Below are 12,260 nucleotides of genomic sequence, written 5' to 3' on the forward strand. Positions count from 1 at the left end.
ACTGTGAACTGTGAACTGTGAACTGTGAACTGTGAACTGTGAACTGTGAACTGTGAACTGTGAACTGTGAACTGTGACAAAAGGGGTATAGAATATGGAAAGAATAGATAAACACAATTATTATTTAGATATTGCAGAAACAGTACTTGAAAGAGGTACATGTTTAAGACGAAATTATGGGTCGATAATAGTTAAAAATGATGAAATAATTTCAAGTGGTTATACGGGTGCTCCTAGGGGGAGAAAAAATTGTTGCGATCTTGGATATTGTAGAAGAGAGCAATTAAATGTTCCTAGAGGTACTCAATATGAATTATGCCGTTCAGTACACTCAGAGGCAAACGCTATTATAAGTGCATCAAGAAAAGACATGATAGGATCTACATTGTATCTTGTAGGTAAAGAAGTGAAAACAGATGATTTCGTAAAAAATGCTAACTCGTGTACAATGTGTAAAAGAATGATAATAAATTCAGGTATTGAAGAAGTGGTTATTAGAGATACGAAAGATGCATATAGATGTATAAAGGTTGAAAAATGGATAGAAGAAGATGATTCTCTTGGAGAAAAAACAGGATATTAAAACCCTATAAAATGGGTATAAAACTAATTAAATACAGTAAAAATAATGAAAAAAAGTTATTTAAAGGAGCAGAACTACTAATACAAACGTTTGTATGATGGGAAAAATTTGATTATAATAAAAAAAAGAAAAATTTTTCATACATTATAATTGACATGATAATTATAATGCGATATAATAAAGCCATAAAGTGCAAACAATTGCGCAACAGTTGTTTAGTTAAACTTTAGAAGTTATATTATAGGGGGTATTTTATGAAAAGAAAATTAGTAGCAACAATGTTGGCGATGGGATTAGTACTTACTACATTAGCAGGATGTAGTAGTGCAAATGAGGCAAATGCAAATTCAAATTCAAATGCTGAGGTTGCCGCTGAAGGTTCCGTTTACTATTTAAACTTCAAACCAGAACAAGACGAGCAATGGCAAGACATAGCAAAAGCTTATGAAGAAGAAACTGGTATACCTACTACAGTAGTTACAGCAGCTTCAGGCACATATGAAGCAACATTAAAATCAGAAATGGCAAAAGATGAAGCACCTACATTGTTTCAAGTGAATGGATCAGTTGGATTAGCTTCATGCAAAGATTATTGTAAGGATTTATCAGAGAGTGAAGTTTACAAACATGTTAAAAGCGATGATTTTGTTCTTAACGATGGTGACTCAGTTGCAGGTATAGCATATGTTATTGAGACATATGGAATAATTTACAACAAAACAGTTTTAGAAGCATATTGTGGAATGGATGGAGCAAAAGTTGCTTCTATAGATGAAATTAATAATTTTGATAAACTAAAAGAAGTTGCAGATGATATTCAATCAAGATTAGATGAAGTAAGCGCAGCAGCTGGTGCTGATTATGATTTACAAGGAGCATTTACATCAGCTGGAATGGATTCATCTTCAGATTGGAGATTTAAGACTCACTTAGCAAACTTACCAATTTATTATGAATATAAAGAAGATGGAATTGGCTCAACAGATGCAATAAAAGGAAGTTATCTAGATGAGTATAAACAAATTTGGGATTTGTATATTACAGATTCAACTTGTGAACCAACTATGATTGCTACAAAAACTGGAGATGAAGCAAATGCAGATTTCGCTTTAGGAAATGCAGTTTTCTATCAAAATGGTACTTGGGCATATAGTGGAATTATTGATGCTGGAGTATTATCAGATGAAGATTTAGGCATGATGCCAATATATATAGGAGCTGATGGTGAAGAAGACCAAGGATTATGTACTGGTTCTGAGAACTATTGGTGTATTAATAGCAAGGTATCAGATGAAGACCAAAAAGCAACAGAAGATTTCCTTAATTGGGTAATTACAAGTGATAAAGGAAGAGACATTTTAGCAAATGAAATGAACTTTGTAACACCATTTGATACTTTTGATGATGGATATGTAACATCTAATCCTTTTGTAGCTGAAGCAAATAAGTATATTGAAGATGGAAAGACTGCTGTAGCATGGACATTTACAACAATGCCTTCTGAAGAATGGAAAAACGGTGTAGGTTCTGCATTAACTGCATATGCTTCAGAAACTGGAACATGGGATGATGTGACTAAAGCATTTGTTGATGGATGGGTAACAGAGTATAATGCAACACACTAATTTTAGATAATTATGTAGAGTAGAGTTAAACCATAGTTAAACGATTGTTAAGCAATAGTTTAACTATGGTTAAAGTATCACCCTAACAGCACTCTGTAAACTATAATTTTTAAAATAGAGACTTTATTCTAAAATTATAGTGTAAGTAACAACACTGTTCAAAAGATAATTAAATAATAAAAAAGAGTGTGATTGTAGTAACATTCACACTCTTATTTATACAAAGACTAAAAAAGAGGATGGATATATGGAAAAATCAATAAAAAAATATTTCCCGTTTTTTGTATTACCAACACTAATAGCATTTATTATTGGCTTTATTATTCCTTTTATTATGGGCGTATATTTATCATTTTGCAAATTTACCACAATTACTGATGCCAAATTTGTTGGTTTTGAAAACTATACCAGAATCTTCACTGATAAAATATTTTTCCACTCATTATGGTATACTGCATTATTTGCTGTTGTAACAGTAATTGCTATTAATTTACTTTCGTTTTTAATTGCAATGCTTTTAACAAGAAAAATTCGTGGAACAAATGTATTTCGTACTATATTTTTTATGCCAAATCTTATTGGTGGTATTGTACTAGGATATATTTGGCAATTAATATTTAGTGGTATATTAGCAAATTACTCTAGAACCTTAGTTTACAGTGAAACTTATGGTTTTTGGGGCTTGGTTATTTTGCTTTGTTGGCAACAAATAGGTTATATGATGGTAATTTATATTGCTGGAATTCAAAATATACCAAATGAATTAATTGAAGCAGCAAAAATTGATGGAGCTAATAAATGGCAAATGATAAAAAATGTAACAATACCAATGGTAATGCCATCAATTAGTATTTGTACATTCTTAACACTTACTAATGGATTTAAATTATTTGATCAAAACTTAGCTTTAACAGCAGGTGAACCAGCAAAAATGTCTGAAATGTTAGCATTAAATATTTACAATACATTTTATAGTAGAACCGGTTGGGAAGGCGTAGGTCAGGCAAAAGCAGTTGTGTTCTTTGTTATTGTTGCTGCAATTGCTGTAGGACAGAATAAACTTACAAATCGAAAGGAGGTACAACAATAATGACAAAAAAGCAAAACGGTAATAGAATAATAACCGTGCTACTATCTCTAGTAAGTTTATTTTATGTAGTACCTATTTTGATTGTAATAATTAACTCCTTTAAACGTAAAGCATATGTTAATAAATATCCGTTTCAAATGGGTCCAAATAAATTAAGTGATGGTTTGGATTCGTTTCTTGCTGGGTTACAAAAATCTTTTGTAGGAATAGAGAACTATATAGAAGGAATAAAAAAGATACACTTTTTCTCTGCTTTTGGATACTCATTATTCATTACTGTATGCACTGTGGTGGTGATTATATTATTTACATCTATGACGGCGTGGTATATTACAAGAGTACATAGTGCAATTTCAAAAACAATCTTTTACTTATGTTTATTTTCTATGATTGTACCATTCCAAATGGTAATGTTTCCATTATCTAAGATTGCAAATATGTTACATTTAGGGAATCCTGTTGGTATTGTTTTTATTTATCTTGGATTTGGTGCAGGATTAGCTGTATTTATGTTTTGTGGATTTATAAAAAGTATTCCACTTGAAATTGAAGAGGCTGCCATGATTGACGGTTGTAATCCAATACAAATGTATTTTAAGGTCATTTTTCCGATTTTAAAACCTACATCTATTACAGTGGCAATATTAGAAGCAATGTGGGTTTGGAATGATTATTTATTACCATATTTAGTGTTAGATATAAGAAAATACAAAACAATCCCTATTGCAATTCAGTACTTAAAAGGTGGATATGGATCTATTGATTGGGGTGCAATGATGGCAATGCTAGTTTTGGCAATTATTCCGATAATTATTTTCTATGCTGCTTGCCAGAAATATATTATTAAAGGGGTAATGGCAGGTTCTGTAAAGGGTTAGTATTAATATTGAAAGTATACTAACTGAGATTGTTGTAATTTAGTTAAACTTTAACTACACTATATAGAGGTACATTTATCAATCTGACTCTATATAGTGTGTTTTTATGTAAAAATCCTTTTGTTTTTTACTATAAAAAACTTCAAATATAAAAAACTACTATTTTATCAGTAGTTTTTGTTTGCGTTTACATAATAATCATTATTGCTTAGTCAATTAAAAACATAAAGTCAAATAAGAAAATGGAAGATATAACTAGGTATATGATAAGATATAAAGTAAATGGTATAACATTTGAGTAGAATTAATTTATATAGCATAATTTAAATATATAACCTTTAAAATATGAAAGTAATAATTTTAAATTAAATAATTAATGATATATAATTATTTGACGGCAGTAAGGTTATTGTTTAAGTTTATTATACGTTGGAGGTATTATGGAGAATAAAAAGTATCTGTACGTATTTAAAGAAAAATATAAAACCGACATATTTTTAGGGATTATACTAATAATAATTACGTATAGTCTATTTCGGAGATATACAATATATGCTTTATTAGGAATGGCAATAGCTTTATTAAGTTTTATTTCAAATGAATTTGTTACAGTGAGATTATTTCAATGGAAAAAAGTTAATTATAGATTTCTTATAGTTATTTTTTATTATTTAAGAATTTTTATTATTGCATTAATAGGGTTTTGGTTTTTTATTGAAGAACCATATTCCGTGTTTTTCTTTTTGGCTGGTATATTTGTTCATTACATGTCACTAGTTTTGTATTATATTTTTAAATAGGCATTTTAAAATTTGATTATGGTATATTTAAATAATAATGTTCAATTAGCTACTAAGGATAATTTTTAATAATGATAATGTTCAATTAAGGGTGTGATTATGTGGATGTGGAAGGCTCTATCCCAGTTTTTTTTATTAAAATATTTGGACTTGATATTGGTATAACAGAAGGAATAATAGTACAGTGGGCATTTATTTTAATATTGTTATTATTCTCATTTTATTCAACTAGAAATTTAACTGAGATACCGAGTAAGTTACAACATTATTTGGAAATATTTGTTGAATTTGTTAATGGATTTGTTGAAGATAATATGGGAAAAGATAAAGTCAGTTTTGCACCGTTTGTGGGAAGTTTAATACTCTTTTTATTACTAATGAATGTAGTAGGACTAGTTGGATTTGAACCTCCTACAAAGGATTTAAGTGTTACTATAGGTATGGCTTTGATTACTTTTATAGTGATACAAGGATACACTATAAAGAAAAATGGGATTTTAGGTTATTTCGGTGGGTTTTTAAAACCACTACCCATACTTTTGCCTACTAACATTATGGAAAGAGTTATGCTACCTGTATCTTTAAGTGTCAGATTATTTGGAAATATTTTAGCGGCAACATTTATTGTGGAATTAATTTATTCTGTATTAGGGGAAATAGGTCCAATTGCTCAGTTAATAATACCTATTCCATTTCAATTATATTTTGATGTATTTGATGGAACCATACAAATGGTTATATTTGTAATGCTCACAATGATAAATATTAAAATTGTGTCAGAACATTAACAATATTATGAATATCGTTAAATAAAAAAAGGAGGAATTTATTATGAATTTAACACCAGAAGCTTTTGTAGCGGGAATGTGTGCAATAGGGGCAGGAGTAGCTGCTTTATCAGTAATAGGAGGAGGAATAGGTACAGGAAATGCAACTTCTAAAGCTGTAGAAAGTATAGCAAGACAACCAGAATCAGCAGGAGATATAATCAAGGCGTTGGTTATTGGGGGTGCTTTATCAGAAGGTACTGCAATCGTAGGATTTTTGGTAGGACTTATTTTAGCGTTAAAAGCATTTTTGTTTTAGAACTAATAAAAATATTAAAAATTTATAAAATAGAATCAATACCTAGAAAGGGGACTATTTAATGATAGAGATAGTTTTTTCTAGAACTGTAATAACAATGATTAATTTTTTGATTTTTTTCTTTATATTCAAGAAATATTTTTATGACAGAGTTGATAAAGTAATTAAAGATAGAGATGAGAAGATAAAGAATAAGCTAGAGTATGCAGAAATAGAAAAAGAAAAGGCTGAAGAATTACATAAAAAGAATAAAGAACTTGTTAAAGATACAAGAAATCAAGGTAAAATAATTTTAGAAGAGTATAAAGAAAAAGCTGAAAGAATTTCGCATGATATTATAACTGATGCAAGAACAGAGTCTCAAAATATAATAGAGCGAGGGAGTAGAGAACTCGGAGTAGAAAGAGAAAAGCTTGAATTGGAAATACAGGAAAAAGTAATTGATATGGCAATATTATTATCTTCAAAAGTACTTCAAAAAAAATTAGAAGAGGAAGATCATAGAAAATTAATTGATGAATTTATATCAGAGGTTGGTAATTAATTATGTATGAATACTTAGATAGAAGATATGCTATGGCTCTCTATGAGGTTGCTGAAAAAGCTGGAAAAGTAGAGGAATTTAAAAAAGATTTAAAAGAAATAATAGAAATAATGGATGCAAATCATGAATTTATAATAATGATGAAACATCCTCAATTTCCAACAACTACAAAAAAGAAAATTTTAAAAGAAATATTTGAAGACAAGATTGATTATAGATTATTAAATTTTTTACTCTTATTATTGAAAAAAAATAGATTGCTTTTTATTCAACAAAAGTATGTAGAATATGAAAAAATATATTTGGAAAAGCATGGAAGCATAATTGCGAATGTGGTTACTGCAGTGCCTTTATTAGAGAGACAGAAAAATATATTGATTTGTAATTTGGAAAAAAAGTATAGTAAAAAAGTAATTCTAAAAGAAGCTATTGATAAGGATATAGTCGCTGGTATTTATCTAAGAATAGGTGATGATGTAATTGATCAATCTGTTAAATTTATGTTTAATGAAATAAAAGAGAATGTTTTAAGGAAACACTGAAATAGAGAAAAGAGGTGTTATGATGCATATAAATCCTGAGGAAATAACTTCAATAATTCGTAGAGAAATAGAAGGTTATGAGAGTAAAATGGGAACAGTAGACTCAGGAACTATCATACAAATAGGTGATGGAGTTGCAAGGGTATATGGACTTCAAGATTGTATGGAAGGGGAACTGTTAGTATTTTCTAATGGAGTATATGGACTTGCTTTAAATTTAGAGCAAGATAATGTAGCTTGCGTTTTACTTGGTACTGAAAAAGGAATTAGAGAAGGCGATGTTGTTAAAAGTACTGGTAAAATTATGGAGGTTCCTGTTGGTGAAGAACTCTTAGGTAGAGTAGTAAATTCGTTAGGTGAAGCAATAGATGGAAAAGGACCTATTAAAACTAGACAAATGAGACCCGTTGAAGTTCAAGCACCAGGAGTTATAGATAGACATTCTGTTGATGAACCACTTCAAACAGGAATAAAAGCCATTGATTCTATGATTCCAATAGGTAAAGGACAAAGAGAGTTAATTATTGGTGATAGGCAAATAGGAAAGACAGCAATTGCTATAGACACTATAATAAATCAAAAAGGTAAAGACGTAATTTGTATTTATGTTGCTATTGGTCAAAAACAATCCACTGTAGCACGTATTGTTAATATACTAACTGAAAAAGGTGCAATGGATTATACTATAGTTATTACTTCTACTGCATCAGATTCTGCTCCGCTTCAATATATAGCTCCGTATGCTGGTTGCAGTATGGGAGAATATTTTATGAATAAAGGCAAAGATGTTTTGATTGTTTACGATGATTTAACTAAACATGCAGTAGCCTATAGGACAATGTCATTATTATTAAGGAGACCACCAGGTAGGGAGGCATATCCAGGAGATGTATTTTATCTTCATTCAAGATTACTTGAAAGGGCAGCAAAATTATCTGATGAATTAGGAGGAGGTTCACTTACAGCACTTCCAATTATAGAGACACTTGCTGGAGATGTAACAGCTTATATCCCTACAAATGTTATATCAATTACTGATGGGCAGATTTTCTTAGAAACAGAATTGTTTAATGCAGATCAAAAACCCGCTGTAAATGCTGGTATTTCTGTATCTCGTGTAGGTGGTAAAGCACAAATAAAAGCTATGAAGCAAGTTTCTTCTACGTTGAGACTTGAACTTGCTCAATATAGGGAACTGGCTGCTTTTGCTCAATTTGGTTCAGACTTAGATAAAAGTGCTAAAGAATTATTAGAAAAAGGGAAAAGGTTGGTTGAAATATTAAGACAAGATCAATACAGCCCTCTTTCCGTTGAAAAACAAGTTATAATACTTTATGCTGGCGTTAATAATTATTTAAAGGATGTAGAGGTACCGAAAATAGAACAATTTGAAAGCGACTTTTTTGATTTTATAGATACACATCATAGGGATATAGAAAAGAAAATAAAAGAAAAACAAAAACTTGATGATGAAATAAAAAAAGAATTGGAAGCAGCAATAGAAGAATTCAAAAAAATATTTATAGATGCTAAATAGAGCGCCAGGAGGTGAATTATGTCAGAATCAAATCTGGTTGCCATTAAAAGAAGAATTAAATCTATAAAGAACACAGGGAAAATAACAAAAGCTATGAATTTAGTTGCTAATTCTAAATTGAAAAAGATAAATGGGCAATTGATAAGCAATGAAAGATATTATAGCAAATTAAAAGAAGTTGTTTTAGATTTAGCAATTGATGATGAATTTGAGGAAAGCAATTATTGTACGGATAAGAAATGTGAAAGAAAATTATATGTTGTATTTACTTCAGATATGGGATTATGTGGCTCTTTTAATAATAATGTTATCGGAAAGATTATTGGAGAAATTGGAGAAAATGCAAGCAATGCCGTTTTGATTACAATAGGTGAGAAGGGGCATAAATATTTTAGAGGAACTAATATAGAGACTCTAGCTGAATTTATTGAGGTTTCTGATACGCCGGGGGATAATGAAGCTGAAATGATTGTATCTAAGATAAAAGAAGTGTACGATAATTCTTTAGTTAGTGAAGTTTATGGTGTATACACAAAATATATAACATCAGTTACTCATGAGACAATTATTGAAAAAATATTACCTCTTCCTCGGGGTAATGAAAGTAAAAATACTCTTGAGGCTAGGGAATTTGAACCTAGTAAAAAAGAATTGCTTACGCATATTATGGATACTTATTTAAAAGGAACGATACTTAATATGCTATTGAATAGTAAAGCTAGTGAGCAAGGTGCTAGACTGTATGCTATGGATGGTGCAAGTAGAAGTGCAAAAGACTTATTAGATGAACTTCAAACAAAATTTAATAGAGTTAGGCAAAATGTAATAACAGAAGAAATATCGGAAATAATAGGAGGAGCAGAAGCTCAGAAATAGGGGTGTAATATGGATAGAAATACAGGGAAAGTAGTTCAAATTATTGGGCCTGTTATAGATATTAGATTTGATTCTGATGATCTTCCAAATATTTTAAATGCTATAGAAATTAAAATTGGAGATAAGATTTTAGTTACTGAAGTAGAACAGCATATTGGGGATGACATAGTAAGAAGTATTGCAATGGAATCTACAGAAGGTATAAAAAGAGGTATGGAAGCTCGTGATACTGGAAATCCAATATCTGTGCCCGTAGGCAATAATACACTAGGAAGATTATTCAATGTTTTGGGAAAAACAATTGATAAAGAAGATGAGATTATTCCAGAAGAGATTTATCCTATTCACAGATCAGCTCCAAGCTTTACTGAGCAATCTGTAGAGCCAGAGATGTTCGAAACAGGAATTAAAGTAATAGACCTAATTGCTCCATATAAAAAAGGTGGTAAAATAGGTTTGTTTGGTGGAGCTGGAGTAGGTAAGACGGTTTTAATTCAAGAGTTGATAAACAACATTGCTAAAGAATATGGTGGATTATCAGTATTTACAGGAGTAGGAGAGAGAACCAGAGAAGGTAACGATTTATACTACGAAATGAAAGAATCTGGAGTAATAAATAAAACTGCTTTAGTTTTTGGGCAAATGAACGAACCACCAGGAGCGAGAATGAGAGTAGCTCTTACAGGACTTACGATGGCTGAATATTTTAGAGATAAAGGGCAGGATGTATTGCTGTTCATAGATAATATTTTTAGATTTACACAAGCAGGTTCTGAGGTTTCTGCCCTATTAGGTAGAATACCTTCTGCAGTAGGGTATCAGCCTACATTAGCAACAGAAATGGGAGCTTTGCAAGAAAGAATTACTTCTACTACTAGTGGGTCAATAACTTCAGTTCAAGCAGTATATGTACCAGCAGATGATTTAACTGACCCCGCTCCAGCAGCTACATTTTCACATTTAGATGCTACGACTGTTTTATCTAGAAGTATTGCAGAACTTGGAATATATCCGTCAGTTGACCCACTAGAATCAAATTCAACTATACTTGATGAAAACATAGTTGGTGAAGAACATTATGAAATAGCAACTAAAATAAAGCATATTCTTGAACGGTATAAAGAACTTCAAGATATTATAGCTATTTTAGGGATAGAAGAATTAGCGGATGAAGATAGGTTGTTAGTTTCTAGAGCTAGAAAGGTACAAAGGTTTTTGTCTCAACCTTTTACGGTAGCGGAGCAGTTTACTGGTATAGAAGGAAAGTTTGTACCCGTTAAAGAAACTATTAAAGGGTTTAAAGGGATAATTGAAGGAATGTATGATGATATTCCAGAGTCAGCCTTTCTTTTTGTAGGAACAATAGAGGAAGCTGTAGAAAAAGCAAAATCTTTGTAATGGGGAATGGTATTGATGAATAAGAATATTGATCTTACTATATTGACAAAAGAAAAAGAATTTTTTTCAGGAAAAGTAATTAGTATAATCACTAAAACAATTAATGGGAAAATTGGTATTTTACCAAATAGAGAACCTATTACAGCGGCTTTAGAACCAACTATTTCACAAATAGAAAATGAAGATGGAAGTGTAGTCAAGTTTTTCTCGTCAACAGGATTACTAAAAGTTGACAGAGAAACGGTGTTGATGCTTTATGAAGCTTGTGAATATCCAGAGGATATTGACTTGGAAAGAGCTGAAAGGGCCAAAGAAAGGGCTCAAAAAAGACTTGCTTCGAAAGATGAGAAGGTCGATATAGGTAGGGCTAGAAATGCATTACTTAGGTCTTTAATTAGAATTAAAACAAAGGATATAAAAAAAGATATTTAATCATTATGATTAGATATCTTTTTTTATAGAGAAAAAGTCTTTCTTAATCATATATTCACAAATTTACTCATTAAACTATATATTAATAATATATTTACTGAATAATTATCACCAGTTTTGTTAAGAATTAAAAAAGAGGATGGTGTTAATTTATGGGTAAAAATAAAAGTATTACCATGTTTATCTTTTTAGTTATTTTTTTATTTGGTAATTATCATATTTCATATGCTAAAAAGAATAATGATCTCATAAACAATATATTATCAGAAGTTGATTGTAAAGTTATTGAGTATGGTATTGAAGTAACTATAGTAACAATAGAAAATTTTGAAGAAGAAAAACTAATGAATTTATTGAAAAGTGAATTAGTTAATAGTGCTAGTGAATCTATAAGTAAAGCTGATGAAGTTTACATTAAAGTTTATGGAGATAATGGTAATGGTGAAATACAAAAAAAATATGATGGTAATCAGTATTATTATGTTATGAGAATATTTAAAAATAAAGATTATGAGTTATTAAAATTAAAGGAAAAAGTTTTGTTGTACTTGAATGAAAATTTTCAGAGTAAAATAAATTATAGTTTGTATGTGCAATGTAAATTAAATGAGGGAAAAAATTTAGAAAAAGTGAATAATCAAGTGATAAGTGAAATTAATAGTATTGGGGCATCTGATGTTAATACAATTGAGTTAAGTAATGGATTTAGTACAACAGCTAATACACATATGTATTCTGGAAAATTAAACAATGGAATTATAAAGGATTTTAATTTTGCAGTGTGCAATTATTCTTCAGGGAATTACTTAATTATTGGTACTCCTGAAATAAATAGAAGCTATTAATAGAAATTAAAATGGAGGATAAAA

Annotated in this window: 14 protein-coding genes; all 14 read left to right on the plus strand. The window is 30.1% G+C overall.

All coding sequences use genetic code 11. From position 1 onward, the window contains the following. Positions 1 to 94 precede the first annotated feature (94 nt). The 14 genes from ACVHXK_RS12270 (at position 95) to ACVHXK_RS12335 (ending at position 12,236) form a co-directional block, all read left to right on the plus strand. Positions 95 to 583, plus strand: coding sequence for a deoxycytidylate deaminase (locus ACVHXK_RS12270; protein ID WP_461206692.1), 489 nt, complete (start codon positions 95 to 97; stop codon positions 581 to 583). A gap of 254 nt (positions 584 to 837) precedes the next feature. Next, positions 838 to 2,208: an ABC transporter substrate-binding protein gene (locus ACVHXK_RS12275; protein WP_461206693.1), complete on the plus strand. Its 1,371-nt coding sequence runs from the start codon at positions 838 to 840 to the stop codon at positions 2,206 to 2,208. A gap of 247 nt (positions 2,209 to 2,455) precedes the next feature. After that, positions 2,456 to 3,298 carry a carbohydrate ABC transporter permease gene (locus ACVHXK_RS12280; protein WP_461206694.1) on the plus strand — a complete coding sequence of 281 codons (843 nt, stop codon included), beginning with the start codon at positions 2,456 to 2,458 and terminating at the stop codon, positions 3,296 to 3,298. After that, positions 3,298 to 4,176 carry a carbohydrate ABC transporter permease gene (locus tag ACVHXK_RS12285; RefSeq protein ID WP_461206695.1) on the plus strand — a complete coding sequence of 293 codons (879 nt, stop codon included), beginning with the start codon at positions 3,298 to 3,300 and terminating at the stop codon, positions 4,174 to 4,176. Before ACVHXK_RS12280 ends, ACVHXK_RS12285 begins: the two co-directional genes overlap by 1 nt. A 440-nt stretch (positions 4,177 to 4,616) precedes the next feature. Beyond that, positions 4,617 to 4,976 carry a hypothetical protein gene (locus ACVHXK_RS12290; RefSeq protein WP_461206696.1) on the plus strand — a complete coding sequence of 120 codons (360 nt, stop codon included), beginning with the start codon at positions 4,617 to 4,619 and terminating at the stop codon, positions 4,974 to 4,976. A 107-nt stretch (positions 4,977 to 5,083) separates the two neighbouring features. Then, positions 5,084 to 5,764 (plus strand): F0F1 ATP synthase subunit A, encoded by a 681-nt coding sequence (locus tag ACVHXK_RS12295; protein ID WP_461206743.1) that lies wholly within the window; start codon positions 5,084 to 5,086, stop codon positions 5,762 to 5,764. 43 nt (positions 5,765 to 5,807) lie between these two features. After that, positions 5,808 to 6,062 (plus strand): ATP synthase F0 subunit C, encoded by a 255-nt coding sequence (gene atpE / locus ACVHXK_RS12300; protein WP_461206697.1) that lies wholly within the window; start codon positions 5,808 to 5,810, stop codon positions 6,060 to 6,062. A gap of 61 nt (positions 6,063 to 6,123) precedes the next feature. Then, positions 6,124 to 6,606, plus strand: coding sequence for a F0F1 ATP synthase subunit B (locus ACVHXK_RS12305; RefSeq protein ID WP_461206698.1), 483 nt, complete (start codon positions 6,124 to 6,126; stop codon positions 6,604 to 6,606). 2 nt (positions 6,607 to 6,608) lie between these two features. Then, positions 6,609 to 7,148, plus strand: a complete 540-nt coding sequence (locus ACVHXK_RS12310; RefSeq protein ID WP_461206699.1) for a F0F1 ATP synthase subunit delta — start codon at positions 6,609 to 6,611, stop codon at positions 7,146 to 7,148. A 22-nt stretch (positions 7,149 to 7,170) separates the two neighbouring features. After that, positions 7,171 to 8,685 carry a F0F1 ATP synthase subunit alpha gene (gene atpA, locus ACVHXK_RS12315; RefSeq protein WP_461206744.1) on the plus strand — a complete coding sequence of 505 codons (1,515 nt, stop codon included), beginning with the start codon at positions 7,171 to 7,173 and terminating at the stop codon, positions 8,683 to 8,685. 18 nt (positions 8,686 to 8,703) lie between these two features. Next, positions 8,704 to 9,561 carry an ATP synthase F1 subunit gamma gene (gene atpG, locus ACVHXK_RS12320; RefSeq protein WP_461206700.1) on the plus strand — a complete coding sequence of 286 codons (858 nt, stop codon included), beginning with the start codon at positions 8,704 to 8,706 and terminating at the stop codon, positions 9,559 to 9,561. Positions 9,562 to 9,570: 9 nt separating this feature from the next. Further along, on the plus strand, positions 9,571 to 10,959 hold the full coding sequence (atpD, locus tag ACVHXK_RS12325; protein WP_461206701.1) for a F0F1 ATP synthase subunit beta: 1,389 nt from the start codon (positions 9,571 to 9,573) through the stop codon (positions 10,957 to 10,959). Positions 10,960 to 10,974: 15 nt separating this feature from the next. Beyond that, a complete protein-coding gene (atpC, locus tag ACVHXK_RS12330; protein ID WP_461206702.1) occupies positions 10,975 to 11,391 on the plus strand; it encodes an ATP synthase F1 subunit epsilon in 417 nt (138 codons plus the stop codon). A gap of 152 nt (positions 11,392 to 11,543) precedes the next feature. Further along, complete coding sequence (locus ACVHXK_RS12335; RefSeq protein WP_461206703.1) at positions 11,544 to 12,236, plus strand: hypothetical protein; 693 nt, start codon at positions 11,544 to 11,546, stop codon at positions 12,234 to 12,236. Positions 12,237 to 12,260 lie beyond the last annotated feature (24 nt).

This window comes from Clostridium sp. DL1XJH146 (assembly GCF_054819755.1).